Below are 20460 nucleotides of genomic sequence, written 5' to 3'. Positions count from 1 at the left end.
TGCGGCTGATCATTGATTTGAAGGTCATGCAAGGTTTTTGCTATTCAGTCTGCGCAGACTTGTGTGAACAGATCCATGTCATGGCTTCGATGTCAAATTCTTCAAAGCAAAGCCCAGCAGAGTCTCTGGGTATGGCTTTTTCTGGTTGGGGCCTGAGTTGGGGAGGCTGGCTGGATAATCGCCAGGGTGAGTGGTGGCTGTTGGCACAGATCATCCTGATTGCAGCCCATCTCTTGCCCCCCTGGCCTGCTTTAGAGCGTTGGGGATATCGTTGGCCATTGCCAATTACCATTTTTGGCGCCTGCCTGTTTTGTGTGGGGGTGTTGTTAGTGGTTCAAGCGTTTTGGCGTCTTGGCGCAAGCCTTTCACCATTGCCTGATCCAAAGCCCGCTGCTGCCCTTGTAACGATGGGTGCCTATCGACGCTGCCGCCATCCGCTTTATCAAGCGCTGTTGCTGTGTTCCGCTGGAGTTGCCATTGCCCTTGGCAGCCTGTTGCATGTGGCGTTGTTCCTTGCTCTGTGCCTTTTGCTGAGGGGTAAGGCTCGGCGGGAGGAGCGAAAGTTAATGATCTTGCATCCTGAATACAGTGCCTATCGCGCTAGTACTGCAGCGATTATTCCAGGGTTTCCTCTGCTGGACTGGAGAAGCTGATTGAATTTTAAGCTGTGCTAATCAATTGTTATTCCAGTAACATAATTGTTGTTCAGGACCAGTACTTTTCAATATCCTCTGATTACAAGATAGTGAGTACCCTGGCTTTCGCCAGGCTCTATTTACGATTGAATACTATATAGCAGTACTTCCTTGATATGCTTTGTGAATAATCTTATTTTTATTGGGTTTGCAGCACATGACGAGTGTTGGTATGCCTCTTTCCCCCTGGATTGATTCTCATCATTGCTTCGGTTGGCTCTTAAGTTTCTTGTCAAGACTAATTTTGATGCTTCCAAAAACCTTGATAAGATTTAATATTACTTATATTATATTATGGGAGATATATTGATACCAGACAGGGAAACCCATTTGCGTTTGTTTGATGGAAAGGTGATCGCAGGAAGTTGTGCTATGGGCATTGGATTTGGTTTGGTTCGTTTTGACTTCGGTGCAATTGCAAGGGTGATGGTGCAGGCAGATTGGTTTATTACCACAGGGATAGGGCAACTTGCAGGATTAAACCTGCTTGCATTCTTACTTGGATCTTTTCACCATTCCTTACTGAGCAGTCATAAAGGTATCTTGCGCATCTTGAGAGTTTCTTTGTTGGTTATTGTGCTTTCTTTTTGGTTTGCAGCATTTGAACCAGATCTTTGGGGACAGGCATTCACTCGGGTTTGTACTGGCTGGGCTGCTGGTCACATGATTAGTGGAATCCCACCACTTGCTCTTGCTCAATCGCCATCAAGTCAGCGACGAAAAAACTCTGCGATGGTTCTTGCTGGAGGTGGAGCTGGTGCGTTAATTGGTGCATGTTCTATAGGGATTTTTGCACCAAGTTCGCCTCAGATGGCTTGGGTTGTTTTGGCAATTTGTGCAACTGCGCTTGCTTTCCCTGTATTTTGGCTACTACGATCATCTATACATGATCAATTAGCTTCTGCGCAGTCGATTAGCACAGATATCTCGATGAAGACTCCTGAGATATCAATTGGTCAGCGTTGGCGAGTTGCGGCTCTCCTTATCGGTGGAGGCTTGCTGTTAGGAGCGGGGCAAGTACCAGTTACTTTATATACCCCGATGGTTGTCAGTCAGAGGCTGGGGCTTGATCCATCCGTTAGCAGTGAGTCTTTGGCCGTGCTTGGCTTGGGTAGTTGGATTGGCGCACTTGTCGCTGCAACTTTTCCGAGACGATGGGCTACTGCCTCCTTGCTCCCTTTGGCATCAATAATTGGTCTAATCGGTAGCCTGCTTTTTTCTTTCAGTGATTATCTCTCAACTGTTTTACTGGCAACGTTTTTGATTGGGATATGGATGTGGGTCACATTAAGCCTTACCTATGATCGCCTTGGAGAGCTTGTCACTTCTCCAGGTCTCAATCGTCGCCTTTGGGCATTAATGGCGACAACAGCAGGCTTGGGCTATGCAACCTTTTCTTTCTCTTTCTCTAATCTTGCCAGTTCTAACCTTAATGCAGTCCTTTTTATTGGCGTCTTTGTAATTGCCTTTCAGTTTCTTATGGAAATTATGCAAGGAAGATCTGTTCAATGATCCCCTGGCGATAGTTTCTATTTGGTTTCATTGATTGAGCTTAGCCTATAAAATCAGAATGTTCTTACTTGATTCCATCATTCGCATTTAATTGTTTTTTATTTAATAGAAGTATCGTTTGTAGCATCTGAAAATCGTAGAGTTTTGCTCTGATTCGAGATTAAATAATTCTGGTTTAATTAGGTATTTTTATCTCGCTATTCTCAAGAAGTAGTCAGTTATGCTTGATTTGTCCTAGTATTAATGGTCTATGGGTATATTAAATTTGAAATCAGTTAAAAATGCCCGCATTTAAATCGAGGCGACTGGTACTCATGATTGATGTATCAGCATCCTGCATTGATTTGTATTGTGATCATAAGAGCTACGAGAGAATCTTTGAAAGTCATCAAATAGCCCTACTGCACTGCAATGGCTAATGCGAACCGTGAACCCGAATATTGTTTTCAGTCCAATGATTACCCCCTCGGACCTGGCTTTCGCTTACTAGAAGCCAGTGCAGGCACAGGCAAGACTTTTGCTCTTGCTCATCTGGTTTTACGACTGCTCACTGAAGGCGGCCACCAAATTAGTGAACTATTGGTGGTGACTTTCACTGAAGCTGCAGCAGCAGAGCTGCGCTCTCGCATTGGCCAACGCCTTGAGCATGCTCTTGAAGGTCTGGAAGCCCTCGATCATGGCGCCACTGATCAGCCGCCTGATCTTGTTCTCAAGCAATGGCTTCAGTGCAACGGCCACGATCTTTCTCAACGGCATCAATGGATCTCTTCGCTCTTAGTAGCACTTGAGAGCCTTGATCTGGCTGATATCACCACCATCCATGGCTTCTGCAGGCGCACCTTGCGGCGTCAGGCTCTTGAGAGTGGTGCTGTCATGGACCCACGCCTGGATGACTCAGGACAACAACTTGTTCAAGAAGTTGTTCATGATTATTGGCAGCAACAGGTCTTAACTCTCGATGCCCAGCATCTACGCGGCCTTCTGCATGCTGGCTTGAGCGTTGAGAACTTGGCAAAGGCTTTGCTCAAACTCGATAGCGATCCCAGCTTGGCTCTCGAAACTCACCCCAGCAATCTGCAGTCTTCACAACCGCTATCAAGCCAGTTCGATGCCTACCTTCAGCAGTGCTGGCAACAGTTTGTTGATCACTGGCAACGACACGGCTCTGAATTGGATATCGCTTTATCGAGTCGCGCTGCTGATTGGCGATCTCTGGGCGCTAAAGATACAAAACCCTTTAGCCCTAAACCCAAAAAAGATCGTTTCGCCATCCTCAATCACTGGCTTGAAGCTTTCTCCCAAAAACCACAACATTCTGATCAGCCTTTTACTCCTGGCTACGCAGCGATCCGTGATCAACCCTTGCTCACGGATTACTTTCATCCAGCTGTTGTTTGCACTGTTGCTCGGCGTTGCGGCGAAGAAAACCCCACTCCTCTGATGCCTGCATTGCAGAGATCAATTGCTGATCTTTGTGATGGCCCTGCTGAACAGGTGTGGAATCATGCCTTGGATTGGGGGCTGTCTGCGTTAGCTGAGCGCCGCAGGCAGCGTGGTGTGATGAGCTACGCAGAGCTTCTCTCTGCACTGGATCCCAATCCTCAATCCGAGTCCATCGCTCAAATCCACCCTGATCAACAAGCACCATGGCTTGAGGCGTTAAGACAGCGTTATCGCGTCGCGTTGATTGATGAGTTTCAAGACACGGATCCTGTGCAATGGCGTCTGCTTGAAGGGGCCTTTGCACATAGCCCTGACCATCTTCTGTTGATGGTGGGTGACCCTAAGCAGGCGATTTATCGATTTCGTGGTGGTGATCTCAACACCTACTTGCATGCACGTTCAAAGGTTGATCGCATCGACGCCTTACTTGATAACTTCCGTACAACGACTCCATTGCTTGATGGCTTGAACCACTTGATGGCTCCAGGTTTGAGGCGTTCAAAACTAAATGTTCCATCTTTAACTGCTTGTAGTGGAGCAACACCAAGGCCTTTGCCCCTTGGTATGCACCCACTTCAACTGCTCAATCTTGATGAAGATACTCATCCAACAGGTGCGCAACCTGCTCCACTGACCTCTAAAACCAACCTGGAAGAACAGATCCCAACGGCTGTTGCCCATGCTGTTTTGGATTTGCTTCAGAGTGATTCATACAACTTCAGCCCTTCTGATATCTGCATACTTGTTGGTCGTCATCGACAGGCAGCCAGCATTCGCCAGGGCCTTGCTGTCGCTGCAGTGCCCACTCGGCTTGTTAGCCAGGGGGATGTTCTCACCAGTGAAGCGGCACAGGTCTTACAACGTTTTCTGGATTGTTTGGCCAGACCCTCCCACAGCAGCAGTTTGAAGCTTGTGGCCTGTTCAGCTCTGATGCAATGGAAGACAGAGCAGCTCGCTCATGCTGAATGCAATGGTGAGCTCGATCAATTAGCCCTTCGCTTCCGTAATTGGGCCATTAATCTTCCCCGCCTTGGTCTTATGGGCTGCCTAGCGGAGTTACTTGAAGGCCGCACAATGGCTGATCTCTCAGAACGCGGACGTCTTTTAGGCGACTTATATCAATGTGCGCAGCTTGTACAGGAGGTGATTCATCGCCAAGGCTTGGATGCGTCTACTGCAGCCGATTGGTTGCGTCGCCAACGACTACAACCTGTTGATCCGGTTCCAGAGGTTCGACAACCTCACAGTGATGTGGCCGAGAGTGCGGTTGCTGTGGTCACAGTGCATCGCAGTAAGGGGATGGAATATCCCGTTGTGATTTGTCCCTACCTCTGGCAAGCCCCCTCCCTCCCCCACGGCCCCCTGTGGAGATCCAACTCGGAGTCGCTTTGGTGTGTAGCACTCAGCACCGGCTGGGGGAAAGGATGGCAGCTTTCACAGCAGGCTTATCAAGCATCCCTGCAGGAAGCCGAACGTCTTGCCTATGTGGCGATCACCAGAGCCTGCTCTCTGTTGATGTTGATTTGGGCTCGGGGCGCCAAACAGGAAGGCAATCCCCTCAGCGCTTGGCTGTTTGGTGTGGATGCCATCGATGCAGCGATGAAGGATCTCACTCCAGAACGAATGAGTGCTTGGCTTGATCGCCAGCAGTTGCCGATCACTGTTGTTCCGGCTCAGCTGAAATCGATGCAACAGCGTTGGAAACCTCCGCCGCTTCAAGGTGAGTTAACTCTTGGCCCAACACCGCAACGGCGCCTTGATCTGTCTTGGGGTCGCAGTAGTTATTCCGCTTGGGTGTCTGCTACACACACTTATGACGGCAGTGCTCCTGCTGATCCTTTGGAGTTGGAAGAAGGTCGAGATAGCGATCAGCAGAAGCTTGAACCCATGCTCAAACTTCAAGATCAGAGTGCGATTGCTGATGCCTCTCGCTCAACTCCAACGTTGAACTGGTCTGACCAGAGCCCTCTGGGGCAATTCCCTCGTGGTGCTGCAGCAGGGGATTGCTTACACCGGATTCTTGAACGACTGGATTTTTGCAAGCCATTGCAAGATCCGAATGCCGTCATCGTGATTGAAGAAGAGCTACGACGCGCAGGCCTTGACATCACTCTGCTTGCCTCAGTTCAGGATGGTCTTGACAGGGTGTTGAGTACTCCAATTGGTGGTTCTCTTGGAGGCTTGCGACTGAATCAACTGCATGGTCAACGTCGCATTCATGAACTCAGCTTCGATTTGCCAATTGCTCATCAAGGCAAGGTGTTGCGTTCGTTTGATCTAGCCAGTGTTTTTCATCTGAATCCATTGGCTCGCTTTGGCTTGCCCTATGCCGAAATGATTACAGGTCTCAATGTTTGCAGTCGTGGTTTTCTTACCGGTTCGATTGATCTTGTGTTCACCGATTCAGAAGAATCTTTAGAAGCTCGTTGGTGGGTTGCTGATTGGAAAAGCAACTGGATCGGTCGGCGTGATCCAGAGGGGCAGGCTGTCGCTTGTGGTCCGCTCCATTACGACGACTCCGCAATGGAGCAGCAGATGCTCCTTCATCATTACCCTCTGCAAGCCCATCTTTATTTGGTCGCACTCCATCGTTTTTTGCGTTGGCGGTTGCCAAGTTACGAACCACAGCGCCATCTAGGCGGATACGTCTACGTTTTTCTTAGAGGTCTCCCAGGCGCTAAGGCCATGAATGGTCGCTCCCTTACTAAACCAGTGCCTGGCTTGATTGTGGAGCCCGCACCATTGGAGCGGGTTTTGCTTTTGGATCGCTTGCTCAAGAATGGAGGACAATGACTCGCAGCGATTCATCCACTTGGCCATCAGGTTTTCCCAGAGCACTGCATCAAACGTTGTTGAGGCGTCTCCCGCCCAAGGCTTCATCAATTCATCTCGAGGACTTGGTCAACGCCTTGATGGATGCATTAGCCCGCGGTGAGCTGCAGCTGAATCTCACTGCAATGTCTCCCCCTCAAGAACTCAAAGCAATGGGATGGCCTGAGGCTCATTGTCAGGCCCTGCTGGCTAGTGGCTGGCTGGAAGGCGCGGCGTCTCCGATGGTTTTAAACGGCAATCAATTGAGTTGGCGTCGTTGGCATGGTGACATGGACGCTGTGATCAAGGAGTTGATCAACAGGTCAAATGTTGTTCAACCGACTTCAATCTGCACCACACCATCCCATCATCCTGCTTTGTTGGATGAACTTAACCCTGAACAGCAGGCTGCCGTAGAAGCCATCGATAACCATGGCGTGTTGTTGTTGAGTGGCGGTCCGGGTACGGGCAAAACCAGCACCATCGTGCAAATGTTGGCGCGGGCAGTCACGTTGAGACCAGGCCTGAAGATTGGTCTTGCTGCTCCCACAGGCAAAGCAGCAAGACGCCTAGAGGAGGCTGTTCGCAAGGGGCTTGAGACAATCCCTCCCCCCCAGCGGCAGGCATTGACCAGCCTGCCTTGTAGCACCCTTCACCGTTGGCTTCAGGCCAGGCCTGGTGGGTTTGGTAGGCATCAACAACACCCCCTAATGCTTGATCTCCTCGTTATTGATGAGATGTCGATGGTGGAGCTTGCCCTGATGCAGGCGTTATTAAACGCTCTTCCTGTTGATAGTCAGCTTGTAATGATTGGTGATCCCGATCAGTTGCCTCCAGTTGGTAGTGGAGCGGTTTGGCATCAACTCCAACAGGCTGATATCCGCCAACAGTTCAATCATGGTGCCATTCACCTGCATCAGCTCTATCGCAACCGCGGTTCACTAGCAACGTTGAGCAGAGTTCTGTGTGATCAGGGCCTGTCTGCTTTTTGGCAACAACTTTCTCTTCTGTCGAAATCAGCGAACGTTGAGCAGCATCAATACAACCTCAGCAGTATGCCAAGGTTTTTAGTTCAGCACTTGCAGGAGCACAGCAGAACACTGCAACGACTCACTGCCGAACTGATGCTCGAGCTGCCAGATGATGCTTATACCTCAACCATGATCAATACCAATTTTGCTGTTGCAGCTGAGTCTTTGCTGGATTCTCTCGAGCGGTTGATGGTGCTTTGTCCGAAACGTCGTGGTTTTTGGGGAGTCGATCATGTGCATCGCGCATTGTTGGGTCAAAGCCTTGAGGCTGGAGTAATGCGCTGGCCGTTGGGAACGCCGGTGATGTGTTGCGAGAACCAAGCGGAACTGGGGCTAGCAAACGGTGACGTTGGCTTGGTGGTTGGTCAAGGAGACAATCTGCGCATCCTGTTTCGCGTGATCTCTGAGCAGGGAGGACTGACCACACGCTTCATCCACCCGGCCCGATTGAGCATGGTGGAGCCAGCTTTGGCTCTTACGGTTCATAAGTCTCAGGGGAGTGAGGCTGACCATGTCATTCTTCTCTGGCCGGAAATCACAGCTGTATCGGCTACCAGCACTGATGGTTGTGAGAGCGCTTCTCGCTTCGAGAGGAAACTTCTCTACACTGCTATCACGCGCGCGCGAAAGCGAGTGGATCTCGTTACTGCAATGCCATCTGCTCGTAGTGACGGCTGAGGCTGACACCGCCATGCTGAACGCAACTGCTCGCAGAGGCATGAGCAAGGCCCCCCAGAGAGTTGAGCGTCCTTGGGGTTGGTATGAAGATCTGCTCGAAGGAGAGGGCTATAAGGTCAAGCGTTTTTTGGTCTTTGCCGGTCAACAGCTCAGCCTTCAGCGCCATCAACATCGCAGTGAAAATTGGACTGTGGTCTCAGGCCAGGGGCAGCTTTTCTGTAAAAACACTTGGCACGATGCTCAAGCTGGCACCACGTTGTATATCCCTCTGGGAGTGCTTCACCGAGCTCGTGGAGGCCAAAGCGATTTGGTGGTCATTGAGGTTCAGCATGGTCAGCTATTGCAGGAATCAGATATTGAACGCCTCGAGGATGACTACGGACGGGTGATAAGTTAGGCAATCAACCTTTGAAGAAAAGGCGAGGCAGCACAACGCGGCTATCCGCGTATGGGGCGTTGTCTGCCTGATTTAAAGGATCAATCAGGTAGACAACGCCTTCTCTCGATGACCCATACAAAAGCGCACGAGGATGTCTCGTGCTCCCCTGAAAAGAGTGCGTCTGAGATCTCTTCAACGAGCGCAGATGATGGTTTAACCACTGTGGCTGAGGCCACCAATCAAAACAATTCAGGCGATGGCTCGGTCTCAGTAGCCGCTGAGGCCTGTGAAGAGACTGAAGCGACAGAGTTAGTTTCCGAATTCGATTGTTTTGGCTTTAGCGAGCCGTTGCTCAAGACCCTTGCCGAAAAGGGTTATAAGCAACCCTCCCCAATTCAGAAAGCTGCTATTCCAGAATTGATGCTGGGTCGTGATCTAGTTGGTCAGGCTCAGACTGGAACAGGCAAAACAGCCGCTTTTGCGTTGCCCCTGATCGAGCGGCTTCATGATCATGGCAGTCGTCCCCAAGTGTTGGTGCTTGCCCCGACCCGGGAGTTGGCGATGCAGGTCGCGGATTCGTTCCGTGCTTATGCCGTTGGCCATCCGCATCTCAAAGTTTTGGCGGTATATGGCGGAGCCGATTTCCGCTCTCAGATCAATACCCTCAAGCGTGGCGTGGATGTTGTGGTAGGCACCCCGGGCCGCTTGATGGATCACATGCGGCAGGGCACTCTCGACACCTCTGGTTTGAGGTGTTTGGTGCTTGACGAAGCCGATGAAATGCTGCGTATGGGTTTCATCGATGATGTCGAATGGATCTTGGAGCAGTTGCCTGAGGAGCGCCAGATGGTGTTGTTTTCGGCAACGATGCCATCAGAGATCCGTCGACTTTCGAAGCGTTACCTACACGAACCAGCAGAGATCACGATCAAGAGCCGTGATCAGGAGGCTCGTCTCATCCGTCAGCGATGTATCACTCTCCAGAACAGCCACAAACTTGAAGCCCTTAGAAGGGTTCTTGAGGCTTTCACTGGTGAGGGAGTGATTATTTTTGCCCGCACCAAGGTGATCACTCTCACCGTTGCTGAGGCACTAGAAGCCGCTGGACACGATGTTGCCGTACTGAACGGGGATGTCCCTCAAAACCAACGGGAACGAACGGTTGAACGTTTGCGCAAAGGCAGCGTGAATATCTTGGTTGCTACTGATGTTGCCGCTCGAGGTCTAGATGTCGATCGCATCAGCCTGGTGATCAACTACGACATCCCCTTTGATAGCGAAGCCTATGTGCATCGCATCGGACGTACCGGCCGGGCTGGCCGCAGTGGAGAGGCCATTTTGTTCGTGAACCCTCGGGAACGTCGCTTTGTGGGCGGCTTTGAACGTGCTGTAGGTCAACCCATCGAACCGATGGATATCCCCAACAATGCAGCGATTAACCAGAGTCGTCTTGATCGCCTTCGTCAACGTCTCACTACTGCCGCTAAGACGGAGAGAGATAACTCCGAGGAGACAGCCCTTCTCCAGGAGCTAATCCAGCGTGTTGTGCAGGAGCTCAGCCTCAGTCCAGAGCAATTGGCTCTAGCAGCATTAGAGTTTGCTGTTGGCCCAGGCCCAATCTTGGTGCAGGCTGATGAGGGTTGGTTGCAGCAGTCAACTCAGCGAAACCGTCGCAACGATCGTCACGAAAGTCGTGGAGGCTCTGGCCGAAGGCCTGAGCGTTCATCGAGACCGCCGGAAGATCACATGGAGCGCTTTCGTGTGGAAGTCGGTCATCGCGATCGTGTCAAGCCTGGCAATCTGGTTGGTGCCATCGCCAATGAATCCGGGCTTGAAGGACGGATGATTGGTCGCATTCAGATTTTTGAGTCGCACAGTCTTGTGGATCTTCCCAAAGGAATGCCTGAGGATGTTTTTAAAGATCTAAAACGTCTCAAGGTGATGAATCGAGAGTTGCATATCCAGCGTGCTTCTTAATTCAGCGTCGATGGCTCTTTTGCAGCGAATCTGCCTATCCATCAGTCTGAGTAGTGTCCTTTTTTCTATGGCTACGGCTGATGGTTTAGCTCAAAGCAGCGAGGATGAGAACGCTATCACCACAATGTGTTTGCTGGGTTTTAACGCAGCTATGGCCAATGCAGGTAAGACGCCCCCTGCAGGGATGGGCCAGTTCACCTGTCAATGTTTCCTAGATCAGGTGAATGCCGGGGAATTCATCAGTTCAGCGCAGTCCAAATGCAAAGCCAAGGCAGGTGCTCACTACGACATTTAAACCTGCTTTTAATGTATTGATCTGAACATTGGCCTGAAAGCGATTTAGATCAAGAACCTCAGTCATTCTGATCAATTCGAACGCTACTTCTTCAATAGCTCTGTTCTGCTCATAAGAATGTTAGGCCGATTCTGATGATTCCCTTGGTTCAGCACACCATCGCAGCTGCAACCAAGATTGAGAAGAAGGATAATCCTCTCTAGAGTTCATGATTGGCCACTCTTGACAATCGCCTTTTTTTGTCGCCAGACAACAGCTTGTTTGTATGTCTTATGGCTTTTTGAGAGCTTCTGACTCGCTCCCCTGTAACTTAGGTGAGCATCAGCATCAGCTCACCGGCCCCAAACGGCTCGCTCCCTAGGCTTCGGCTTTCCAGCTCCAGCATTCAAGGACTTTCCTTTTCGGACCAAGGCTTCACTGATCAAATCCCATCGGTCCTTTTAGGAATGACCATTTACATAGGCAACCTCTCTTTCCAGGCGGAACAGGAGGACTTGCTCGACCTGTTCAGCCAATACGGCGAAGTCAAGACATGCAGCCTCCCTCTCGATCGAGAGACGGGGCGCAAGCGTGGTTTTGCCTTCGTTGAGATGACAAACGATGCCGACGAACAAAAAGCGATTGACGATCTTCAGGACGTTGAATGGATGGGGCGAATGATTCGCGTGAATAAAGCAACACCACGTGAACGCACAGGTGGCGGTGGTGGCCGTGGTGGCTACGGCGGTGGCGGTGGCGGTGGCGGTGGCTACGGCGGTGGCGGTGGCGGCAACCGCTGGTAAATCAGTAGCCTTAGCCCTTTCAATAAGGCCACCCTGTGGGTGGCCTTATTCGTCTTAATAACTTTCTTCTGGATCGATTAATTCGAGCATTAGATCCTTTTGCCAAGCCCGTTGGTGGAGCTCTTCGCGGTGGTTAACCGCTTCATTGCCAGAACGAATGTCGTCTTGCAGATTTGGAACCGCTGCTCGAAGGCTGAGCCTGCGTTTCTTTGCTGTGAAGCGATGGAATCGATTGAACGCTCTCGAACGGGTCATCGAACCTCCTTCAAGTCTTTAAGTTCTACCCCCTTTCAGGTCAAATGAACAGTTCAGACGGGATTGCTCAGCAAGGTTTCAGCTCAATGCTTTGATCCGAAACCTTGTGGCGCTTGAATGAAGGTAGTGCCCAAGGTTTATGGATTCTCGCGTTCGGCGCACTGCAAGTCCCCTGAGAAGGCTGCTCAGCAGCCTTAAGCCTCATCGGCGCCTGATTCTTGCGGCAACCACTTGCTCCATTCTCAACAAACTGTTTGATCTCGCCCCGCCGGTACTCATCGGTTTGGCCATTGACGTCGTCGTACACGAACAGACTTCCTGGTTAGCGAATCTTGGCTTTAGCACTGTCCCTAGCCAATTGGGATTTCTTGCGTTGCTCTCCTTTCTGATCTGGAGTGCTGAATCCTTCTTTGAATATCTTTATGGCGTGTTGTGGCGCAATCTCGCCCAGACAACTCAACACAATCTTCGCCTGAAGGCCTATAACCACCTCCAGAATTTGGAGATGGCGTTTTTCGAGGCAGATAGCAGTGGGCGGCTGATGGCTGTTCTTAATGACGACATCAACCAATTAGAACGATTTCTCGACTACGGGGCTAATCAGATCTTGCAGTTGATTACAACTGTGCTGTTGGTAGGTGGGGCGATGGTCTTCGTCGCTCCAGGTGTTGCCTTGTTCGCCTTTTTGCCTATCCCAGTGATCTTATGGGGATCAATTCAATTTCAGCGGCGGTTGGCTCCGCGCTACCGCGAGGTCAGAGATAAAGCTGGTGAGCTGGCTGCTCATCTCAGCAACAACCTCGGCGGGATGTTCACAATCAAGAGTTTCGCTACAGAAGCCTGGGAACTAGAGCAAATTCGCTATCGCAGTGAGGCCTATCGCAGCAGCAATAAGCAGGCAATCAAGCTTTCAGCAGCCTTCATTCCTCTGATTCGCTTTGCCATTTTGTTTGCTTTTTTGGCCATCTTGGTGATCGGAGGCCTTCAGGCATGGAAGGGGCAAATGGCTGTTGGGCTTTACAGCGTGCTTGTTTTTATTACACAACGCTTGCTGTGGCCTCTTACAACCCTTGGCCGCACACTTGATGAATATCAGCGTTCAATGGCCTCCACCAATCGTGTGCTGGATTTGATCGATACTCCGATTACCATCGTTGAAGGATCACAGCCGTTGATAACAGCACGAGTGCGGGGCGCTTTGTGCTTTGAGGATGTGGGCTTCCATTACCAAGGCCGCGCTCCTCTTCTAACTCACTTCAATCTTGATATTCCCGCTGGCTGCACGATCGGAATTGTGGGAGCTACAGGGTCAGGAAAAAGCACCCTGGTGAAACTTTTGCTGAGGCTTTATCCACTCAGCTCTGGACGGATTCTTCTGGATGGACAGCCGATTGACATGCTCAAGTTAAGGGATCTACGTCGTTCAATCGCACTGGTCAGTCAAGAAGTTTATTTATTTCATGGAACAGTCTCTGAAAACATTGCTTATGGCAGTCCTGAGACAACTCAGAAAAAAATTGATGATGCGGCAGATTTGGCTGAAGCCTCAGAGTTTATTAAAGCCCTCCCGCGTGGTTTCAATACGTTGGTGGGTGAACGTGGGCAACGTCTTTCTGGTGGTCAGCGTCAACGAATTGCCCTGGCTAGGGCAATTCTCAAGCAGGCACCGATTCTGATCTTGGATGAGGCCACCGCTGCCGTTGATAATGAGACAGAAGCAGCGATTCAACGTTCTTTGATGCATATCACCAAAAACCGAACCACTGTTGTGATTGCTCATCGTCTCAGTACTGTGAGGCATGCAGATCAGATTATTGTTATGGATCAAGGTAATATTGTCGAGCAAGGTACTCACGATTCACTTTTGAAGCAATCAGGTATCTATAGGGATCTCTGGCGAGTTCAGGCTGGTTTGCGTGCTGACGAATTGCTGTTGGCCTGAATCAACTCTTTTCGAGTCTTTGGTTCATCATATTTGTGAGATGTCTTCTGATTAGCGCAATATGCACATGGCACGATTGTTTCGTTCTTGATTAACTACAATATGGCTCATTTGGTTGTCTTGTCGATACAGATTGCCAAAAAGAGCTTTGATTTTTTATAAGCCTTCGCTTCTTTTGCTGAGAGATAAAAGTAGTATCTTCTTTGCACTGACTAAAGATCTTGAAGCAAGCAACAGCTAGCAATTCAAATTGAGCTTATGATTGACTCTAGCGATTCAACACAATTGAGCATTGGCTAGAGTGTTGTTTAAAGCCGCAGGCTACTTTTATTAGAGAAAAATCTAAAGGGCTCTAAGATGGTGATATGACTCCCAAGCATCAAGGTAGTTCTGGTTGGCGTTCAATGACCACTGCCATTGGCGTGGGACTGATCGCAGGCCTGTTCCTTTCGATTCCACTCAGTCGATCACTCACGCAAAAGACTGCAGGCACAACCATTCCCCTTTTCCCGATTAGCAATCCCTTCAATGCCTGGCAGGGCTTTGGTAATCGTGATGTGGTGGTGCTCGGCATGGATGCAGGGCGTGGTAACACTGATGTGATCTTTACAATTCGAGTTACGGGGGGAGAAACAAGAATCACCCAGATTCCACGTGATAGTTATATCAATTCGCATAGTTTTGGGCCAATGAAAGTTAATGCTTTGTATGCATATGGTGGTATCGAGGCGGTAAAAAGTGAGTTGACTCGGCTGATGCATCGTCCCATTAGTCATCACATCCTTGTTAATCTTGAAGGAATCAGAACTATTGCAGACTTATTGGGAGGCATTGAGGTTGATGTGCCTAAGCGTCTTTATTACCAAGATCAATCCCAGGGTCTTTATATTGATCTTCAAGCTGGCCCTCAGGTCTTGAAAGGTAAAGATCTCGAGGGGTTTTTGCGTTGGCGCCATGATGGTGAAGGCGACTTTGGTCGTCTGGGTCGTCAACAACTAGTCCTCAAGAGTCTCTTTAGTAAGCTCACTCGAGCTGAGAATCTTATTCGACTGCCAGCATTGATAAGTGCTGCAGGCCGTAACATCAAGACAGATATGGGGCCTTTGGAGCTTGGAGGCTTAATGACAGCAATGGGTACTACTGAACTTGAAACAACGCGGCTAGCAGCTACGCCATTTTTTAGTAATGGCATCAGTTACCTAGACACTGAATGGCCAGATGCTGTGGAAGCCAATGGCTCAAGTTACCGATTCCTATTTTAAATCGATCGGTGGCAGATCAAAGCTGAATCATTCCTTTTTCCTTGAGTTCTTAATGGGAAATTTGATATGAAGTGTTTGTTCAACTTCAACTCCATGATATGTAAGAAATAGCAATAAAGACTAGAAGTTGGCTTTTGCATCCAATTTATTGGCATTGAACAATAAACTATTGTTGTTATGTGTTTTCTTTTACGGACTTTAATGATTAGATTAGGAATGTAAATGATGTGATTACCTCTTTGAACAGCCCCTTGACTTTATTCCATCTAAACTCGTTAGTGCTTGCTGCTAATGTATATAAACGCCCCCGATCAACGACCACTGTTGCTAGCTCATGACGTTCTCGATCTTCAAGATGAACGGTATACTCCAAATCGTAAAAGATGTGTCCTCCTGCTTCACGCTGATTGGCGTCTACTAACTCAGCCTCTCGCCCACTGCCTTGAGGTGCAATCACTTCACGGCTTAAACGTTCCCCAATTGCGATTGGACTCCCTAGGGCTTGCAGATCTCCCTTTTCGTCAACTTTCGAAACAGCCAAACTTAGTGTTTCGTCGCTGTTGATTAAGTCGTGAAATACCACCTGAGGCCCTCCATTCATGCTCACACGGCTCCATCCATTGGGATAAAGGAATGCATAACGACCATCCGGGCTCTGGAAGGAGTTCATGCCTGCATATGAACCACTGCAGGCAGCGAGCAACATCACAAGCGCACAAGCGAAACCCACACGTGAAATGGTTCGCACAAGTTCAAGCATTGGAACAGAACCGGACTCCTGACCATTCTGCCGGCGTATGGTCTTGGCTTGATCAACAATTGCCACCTGGTGAACTGCCAAGATTCTGAGTATCTGCGGCGGACCCCTGAGCGGCTTTACTCGACCCCTGGCTCGCTTGATCGACCAGTTCGAGCGTCTGCCTGGGATTGGGCCACGAACGGCCCAGAGACTTGCCCTGCATCTGTTGAGACAACCAGAAGATCAAATCCGCGCTTTTGCTGATGCACTCCTCGCGGCCCGTTCTCAAGTGGGTCAATGTCAGACCTGTTTTCATCTCAGCGCGGAGCCTCTTTGCGACATTTGCCGTGATGGCAAGCGATGCGATCAATTGCTTTGTGTGGTGGCTGATTCCCGAGATCTGTTAGCTCTCGAAAGAACCAGGGAATATAAGGGCCGTTACCACGTTCTCGGCGGACTGATCTCACCAATGGATGGTATCGGGCCGGACATGCTGCAGATCCCAAGCTTGATTCAACGCGTTGATCGTGATGGCATTAGCGAGGTCATTCTCGCTCTCACTCCCAGTGTGGAAGGTGACACCACTAGCCTTTATCTGGCACGGTTATTAAAGCCGTTTACTCAAGTGAGTCGAATCGCCTACGGCCTTCCTGTTGGTAGTGAGTTGGAGTATGCCGACGAAGTTACCCTGACTCGTGCGCTTGAAGGTCGTCGAGCTATGCAATAAAGCAATGTCTTCCACCCATCGCCCAACCCAATACAGCTCCATTTTGCCTGCGGAGCGCCTTCCGGAATGGTTGCGGCGCCCCATCGGCAGCGTCTCCCAATTGGAGCAGATGCAGCAGCTGGTGAAGGGGAATCATCTTCACACCATTTGTGAGGAAGGGCGTTGTCCCAATCGCGGCGAGTGTTACGCAGCCGGTACAGCAACTTTTCTCCTAGGCGGATCGATCTGTACGCGTAGTTGTGCTTTTTGCCAGGTCATGAAAGGCCAATCTCCTCAGGCAATCGATCCACTCGAAGCAGAGCGAGTTGCAGATGCGGTGCAGCAGATGGGTCTTCGTTATGTGGTTCTTACTTCAGTAGCAAGGGATGATTTGCCCGACCATGGCGTCAGTATTTTTACTGAGACCATGGCGGCCATTCGCCAGCGCAATCCTCTTATTGAGATAGAAGTGCTGACGCCGGATTTTTGGGGCGGAGTCGCTGATCTGGCCAAGGCATTAGAGGCCCAGAGAGAACGACTCACGCAGTTGCTCATGGCTGCACCAGTTTGTTTCAACCACAACCTCGAAACCGTTGAAAGGCTTCAGAGCAAGGTTCGACGGGGAGCTACGTATCACCATTCTCTCAGTCTGCTGGCTGCAGCGCGGGAACTTGCTCCCAACATCCCTACTAAATCAGGCTTGATGTTGGGACTAGGAGAAGAGCAAGAAGAGGTGGTTCAGACTCTTGAGGATCTCCGTTCTGTTGACTGTCAACGGGTCACATTGGGTCAGTATCTGCGCCCTTCATTGGCACATATTCCGGTGCATCGTTATTGGCATCCTGAGGATTTCAAGAACTTGGCTGAAGTTGCTTGCAAGCTTGGATTTGCTCAGGTGCGTAGCGGGCCTCTAGTGCGTAGTAGTTATCACGCTGGTGAAGAATGATCTCTGCGCAATCCCCGGCAGGTTTGCCAACGACGCTGATTACGTTCCAGCACCTCACTGCAGCTTCCAACCATTAACGCTCCGGCTCCCCCCCAGATCATCCTGAGTGGGAAATCCATTGGGGCTGCTCCTAGCTCTCGGATAGTAAGAAATCCACGTTGCCGGAAATAACGAATTAAGCGATGGTGCTGGCGCCCTTCATCACAAATTGCCAGTAGTCGAGCCTGTTTACAAGGAGTGGCTTCAAGTGCCCAGGTCATGGTGCCAACCCAGATGAGATCCCCTGCTCCGGCGGGTGCTTCAGGATGAACACGCATTGTGTCGAGCTGTAATCCCTTCTCGCCTGCATAGGCCCAAGCCTTCATCTCACCCCAAAGCTGTATACGTTCCTGATCGAGAGCTTGTGCGACAACTAATTTTAAGGACCAGAGATTGAGTGGTCTTCTCACCTGCAGCCTCAAGAGCAGGCCGGCATCAGAGGCCTGCTTTTCTAACTCAATTAGACTTAGTTGAGTCATGGCAAGGGAATGAGAGTGACAAGTTTTTGAGGAGTCAAGTCAATAAAGCCTAGTTACGAATGGCAAGCTGATCACAGTAATCGTAGAATTTAAGATGAAATTCAGCTTCTACTCTCTGCTGCTTGTCTGTGTTAATTGGCGGACTTTTTCCGGCAGAATTTGATTTAGTGGCTCTTGATAGCATCATTGCTGATTTCAGAATGATAGAGCAGCATTTAACTGCAATATATGCTCAGAACTATCATCTTCTCAAATTAAGCTAGCGGTCTATATATTCAATATCAGTATAAAGTTCTGCCAAGTATCCGGTCAGTATAAGCATGGAGTCTTGTTTTTGCTAATCTAGTTTTAGGCTTATTAGCTGTCTGTTGAAACTTTAAATACAAACGATCTTTTGCGAAAGGAATCAGATGTATTGAGGTCAGTAATGCAAGTCATCAAGGTCGCTTGAGTAATGAGCGTGAAACGGCAATGCTTAACGTTTTTATTTCGTAGCTTAAGCTTGTTACTAGTCAAGTCAAGCCAGCTTCTTTTGAAGGCTTTGATTTCAGGTTGTGGAAACGAATGATTAGGCTGTCCTACAGTGTTTATAGAAGGTTTTTTAAGAGTCTGTTTGAGTTTCTTCTTTCGTCACACTTTTATCGATAAGCAAGGGCCTTGCGCATAGGTCTTCTCTAGTTGAAATGCCTTTAACTTAATAATGAAGCATTTAAAGAGCAAGCAAGTTGGGATTAATTGAAAAGGCCTAGAGGGTTAAGGCCTATTGATTTTGCTTCGATTTTAGTGGCTAAAATATTGATGAGCTGCTCTAAGAAGAGTCATCTCTATTGCTTAGCAGCTAATTTTAGACTTAACCTCAGAGTCATCCTCTAAACATTGAGCTCACAGAGCTTTCCTCATGGATGCGCCAAATCGCTTCGCCAAGCATATTGGCCACTGAAAGTACCTGCAATTGAGGGAAGTGTCGTTCCGCAGCGATGGGAATGCTGTTGGTAACCAAGACTTGTTCGAATAAGCCTTCTTCGGATAATCGTTCGCAGGCGGGGGGCGAAAACACGGCATGGGAGGCACAGGCAATAACTCGTTTAGCCCCTTGTTGTCGAAGAAGACGAGCCCCTGAGCAAATTGTTCCCCCAGTGTCGATCATATCGTCGATCAGGATGGCTGTTTTCCCAGCCACATCGCCGATCACTGTGAGACTTTCGGCAACGTTGTGACCTGATCGGCGCTTATCAATAATTGCCAGTGGCGCATCCCTCATTTGTTTCGCAAAGGCTCGGGCTCGTGCGACTCCTCCAACATCTGGAGATACCACCACGACTTCGTTAAGTTCTTGTGCTGCGAGGTAATCAACCAAGACTGGTGAGCCGTAGATGTGATCGCAAGGGATGTCAAAGTAGCCCTGGATTTGGGCGGAATGCAGATCCATGGCGAGGACTCTGTTCACGCCAGATTTCACCAGTAGGTTTGCGGTGAGCTTGGCAGTGATTGACTCGCGACCAGCCGTTTTGCGGTCGGCTCTTGCATAGCCGTAGTAGGGAACTACCGCAGTGATCTGCCTGGCAGAGGCGCGCTGACAGGCATCAACCATGATCAGCAGCTCCATCAAATTGTCGTTCACTGGCGCACAGGTGGGCTGAATCAGGAAGACGTCACAACCTCGGATCGATTCCTGGATTTGTACATAGAGCTCACCATCTGCGAACCGTTTGCAGATCCTTGGACCATCGGGAACACCTAGGTAGGCCGCAATCTCTCTTGCAAGAGCTGGATTTGAGGTGCCGCTGAACAAGCGCAGACGCTGCATGTCATAGCTGATGCTCTCTTGTTCGGTACGGGCTGCGGTCAGAAAACTCGTCACGTCGCCAGCGAGCAATATCAGCTGTACTCCGATGCTAGTGCTGCAAAGGCTCCCATCTCAACTTCTTCTCTATGTAGGGTCGCCTGATGATTGCTCCCATCCCTTTTCTGGTTGGTGCTGGCCCCCTCCCTGATGCTCGGATGCGGGCTGGTTGCTTGCTTTTGGCTAGCGCTTGGGGAGTTGAGTTGAGCCATCATCGCTGTTCTGAAAATCCCCATCAGGTTCTTGGTTTGTTGCTTGCGGAGGTGGGAATGGTGCAACTGAGTGGTGACCCAGCCATGTTTCATCCAGATGGTGGTAGCTGGCTGGAGGCTCTGGGAGCATGGCGCCAGCCCACCATTTTGATGGTGTCGCCTTTGCCCTCTGGGGAGATTCCTGGAGTGGCACCTGCTTATGTAGCGCTCTGTGCGGCCCTCAATGTTCCTTTGATTGGGGTTCTGCAATTGGGTGGCCAATGGGACCTCAGCCTTCGCCGCTCGGATGGTTTGCCGTGGTTCGGTTTGCTTCCAGATGATCCCTCAGCTTTGTCAGCAGTCCCTAATGCGGGCGGCTTGCAGCAGGGGCCCTCTTTGGAGGAGCTCGTGGTGCAATTGCGTCGACGGCTGCTGCTGTCGCCCGATTGATGAGG

The 20460-nt window shown here is 49.9% G+C and carries 17 protein-coding genes; 13 read left to right on the top strand and 4 right to left on the bottom strand.

Going from position 1 to position 20460, the window contains the following annotated elements; all coding sequences use genetic code 11:
• Nucleotides 1–80: 80 nt before the first annotated feature.
• The 8 genes from AKG35_RS05845 to AKG35_RS05810 all read left to right on the top strand — a co-directional run bounded on the left by AKG35_RS05845 (nucleotide 81) and on the right by AKG35_RS05810 (nucleotide 11603).
• Entirely contained in the window at nucleotides 81–653 is a 573-nt protein-coding gene (locus AKG35_RS05845; protein ID WP_041385077.1) for a methyltransferase family protein, read from the top strand.
• Between the two features lie 336 nt (nucleotides 654–989).
• Entirely contained in the window at nucleotides 990–2207 is a 1218-nt protein-coding gene (locus AKG35_RS05840; protein WP_236069683.1) for an MFS transporter, read from the top strand.
• Between the two features lie 411 nt (nucleotides 2208–2618).
• Entirely contained in the window at nucleotides 2619–6443 is a 3825-nt protein-coding gene (locus AKG35_RS05835) for a UvrD-helicase domain-containing protein (protein WP_011130458.1), read from the top strand.
• A complete protein-coding gene (locus AKG35_RS05830; protein ID WP_011130457.1) occupies nucleotides 6440–8170 on the top strand; it encodes an ATP-dependent DNA helicase in 1731 nt (576 codons plus the stop codon). The genes AKG35_RS05835 and AKG35_RS05830 overlap by 4 nt, the downstream gene beginning before the upstream one ends.
• 13 nt (nucleotides 8171–8183) lie before the next feature.
• Complete coding sequence (locus AKG35_RS05825; RefSeq protein WP_011130456.1) at nucleotides 8184–8567, top strand: phosphomannose isomerase type II C-terminal cupin domain; 384 nt, start codon at nucleotides 8184–8186, stop codon at nucleotides 8565–8567.
• 51 nt (nucleotides 8568–8618) lie between these two features.
• Entirely contained in the window at nucleotides 8619–10526 is a 1908-nt protein-coding gene (locus AKG35_RS05820) for a DEAD/DEAH box helicase (protein WP_011130455.1), read from the top strand.
• Between the two features lie 10 nt (nucleotides 10527–10536).
• Nucleotides 10537–10821 (top strand): hypothetical protein, encoded by a 285-nt coding sequence (locus AKG35_RS05815; RefSeq protein ID WP_041384470.1) that lies wholly within the window; start codon nucleotides 10537–10539, stop codon nucleotides 10819–10821.
• A gap of 446 nt (nucleotides 10822–11267) precedes the next feature.
• Complete coding sequence (locus AKG35_RS05810) at nucleotides 11268–11603, top strand: RNA recognition motif domain-containing protein (protein ID WP_011130453.1); 336 nt, start codon at nucleotides 11268–11270, stop codon at nucleotides 11601–11603.
• A 54-nt stretch (nucleotides 11604–11657) separates the two neighbouring features.
• Here the strand turns inward: AKG35_RS05810 and AKG35_RS05805 are convergent, their stop codons facing one another.
• On the bottom strand, nucleotides 11658–11858 hold the full coding sequence (locus AKG35_RS05805; protein WP_041384468.1) for a hypothetical protein: 201 nt from the start codon (nucleotides 11856–11858) through the stop codon (nucleotides 11658–11660).
• Between the two features lie 139 nt (nucleotides 11859–11997).
• Between AKG35_RS05805 and AKG35_RS05800 the strand changes: the two genes are divergently transcribed.
• Entirely contained in the window at nucleotides 11998–13800 is a 1803-nt protein-coding gene (locus tag AKG35_RS05800; protein ID WP_011130452.1) for an ABC transporter ATP-binding protein, read from the top strand.
• Nucleotides 13801–14165: 365 nt separating this feature from the next.
• Nucleotides 14166–15062, top strand: a complete 897-nt coding sequence (locus tag AKG35_RS05795; protein ID WP_011130451.1) for an LCP family protein — start codon at nucleotides 14166–14168, stop codon at nucleotides 15060–15062.
• A 205-nt stretch (nucleotides 15063–15267) separates the two neighbouring features.
• Here AKG35_RS05795 and psbP read toward each other — a convergent pair whose 3' ends face one another.
• Nucleotides 15268–15822, bottom strand: coding sequence for a photosystem II reaction center PsbP (psbP, locus tag AKG35_RS05790; protein WP_052646225.1), 555 nt, complete (start codon nucleotides 15820–15822; stop codon nucleotides 15268–15270).
• Between the two features lie 127 nt (nucleotides 15823–15949).
• Here psbP and recR point away from each other — a divergent pair, with 127 nt between their 5' ends.
• Together recR and lipA are read left to right on the top strand one after the other, a co-directional pair.
• Nucleotides 15950–16528 (top strand): recombination mediator RecR, encoded by a 579-nt coding sequence (gene recR / locus AKG35_RS05785; protein WP_071818077.1) that lies wholly within the window; start codon nucleotides 15950–15952, stop codon nucleotides 16526–16528.
• Nucleotides 16529–16532: 4 nt separating this feature from the next.
• Nucleotides 16533–17453, top strand: a complete 921-nt coding sequence (lipA, locus tag AKG35_RS05780; protein ID WP_011130448.1) for a lipoyl synthase — start codon at nucleotides 16533–16535, stop codon at nucleotides 17451–17453.
• Here the strand turns inward: lipA and AKG35_RS05775 are convergent.
• Nucleotides 17435–17971 (bottom strand): hypothetical protein, encoded by a 537-nt coding sequence (locus tag AKG35_RS05775; RefSeq protein WP_011130447.1) that lies wholly within the window; start codon nucleotides 17969–17971, stop codon nucleotides 17435–17437. The genes lipA and AKG35_RS05775 overlap by 19 nt on opposite strands.
• Before the next feature lie 862 nt (nucleotides 17972–18833).
• On the bottom strand, nucleotides 18834–19832 hold the full coding sequence (locus AKG35_RS05770; RefSeq protein ID WP_011130446.1) for a ribose-phosphate pyrophosphokinase: 999 nt from the start codon (nucleotides 19830–19832) through the stop codon (nucleotides 18834–18836).
• Between the two features lie 86 nt (nucleotides 19833–19918).
• On the opposite strand from AKG35_RS05770, the gene AKG35_RS05765 reads away from it, so the two are divergent.
• The gene (locus AKG35_RS05765; RefSeq protein ID WP_011130445.1) at nucleotides 19919–20455 is read left to right on the top strand and encodes a hypothetical protein; all 537 of its coding nucleotides are present in this window, start codon (nucleotides 19919–19921) and stop codon (nucleotides 20453–20455) included.
• Nucleotides 20456–20460 lie beyond the last annotated feature (5 nt).

The organism is Prochlorococcus marinus str. MIT 9313 (assembly GCF_000011485.1).
Lineage (GTDB): Bacteria > Cyanobacteriota > Cyanobacteriia > PCC-6307 > Cyanobiaceae > Prochlorococcus > Prochlorococcus marinus_D.
The sequence above is the reverse complement of the archived record's forward strand: the minus strand, read 5'-3'. Positions and strand labels throughout refer to the sequence as shown.

Excerpts from the sequence above, each read along its gene's own strand:
- AKG35_RS05845 (WP_041385077.1), top strand. The coding sequence starts at position 81 with ATGGCTTCGATGTCAAATTCTTCAAAGCAAAGCCCAGCAGAGTCTCTG.
- AKG35_RS05840 (WP_236069683.1), top strand. The coding sequence starts at position 990 with ATGGGAGATATATTGATACCAGACAGGGAAACCCATTTGCGTTTGTTT.
- AKG35_RS05835 (WP_011130458.1), top strand. The coding sequence starts at position 2,619 with ATGGCTAATGCGAACCGTGAACCCGAATATTGTTTTCAGTCCAATGAT.
- AKG35_RS05830 (WP_011130457.1), top strand. The coding sequence starts at position 6,440 with ATGACTCGCAGCGATTCATCCACTTGGCCATCAGGTTTTCCCAGAGCA.
- AKG35_RS05825 (WP_011130456.1), top strand. The coding sequence starts at position 8,184 with ATGCTGAACGCAACTGCTCGCAGAGGCATGAGCAAGGCCCCCCAGAGA.
- AKG35_RS05820 (WP_011130455.1), top strand. The coding sequence starts at position 8,619 with ATGGGGCGTTGTCTGCCTGATTTAAAGGATCAATCAGGTAGACAACGC.
- AKG35_RS05815 (WP_041384470.1), top strand. The coding sequence starts at position 10,537 with ATGGCTCTTTTGCAGCGAATCTGCCTATCCATCAGTCTGAGTAGTGTC.
- AKG35_RS05810 (WP_011130453.1), top strand. The coding sequence starts at position 11,268 with ATGACCATTTACATAGGCAACCTCTCTTTCCAGGCGGAACAGGAGGAC.
- AKG35_RS05805 (WP_041384468.1), bottom strand. The coding sequence starts at position 11,858 with ATGACCCGTTCGAGAGCGTTCAATCGATTCCATCGCTTCACAGCAAAG.
- AKG35_RS05800 (WP_011130452.1), top strand. The coding sequence starts at position 11,998 with ATGGATTCTCGCGTTCGGCGCACTGCAAGTCCCCTGAGAAGGCTGCTC.
- AKG35_RS05795 (WP_011130451.1), top strand. The coding sequence starts at position 14,166 with ATGACTCCCAAGCATCAAGGTAGTTCTGGTTGGCGTTCAATGACCACT.
- psbP (WP_052646225.1), bottom strand. The coding sequence starts at position 15,822 with ATGCTTGAACTTGTGCGAACCATTTCACGTGTGGGTTTCGCTTGTGCG.
- lipA (WP_011130448.1), top strand. The coding sequence starts at position 16,533 with ATGTCTTCCACCCATCGCCCAACCCAATACAGCTCCATTTTGCCTGCG.
- AKG35_RS05775 (WP_011130447.1), bottom strand. The coding sequence starts at position 17,971 with ATGACTCAACTAAGTCTAATTGAGTTAGAAAAGCAGGCCTCTGATGCC.
- AKG35_RS05765 (WP_011130445.1), top strand. The coding sequence starts at position 19,919 with ATGATTGCTCCCATCCCTTTTCTGGTTGGTGCTGGCCCCCTCCCTGAT.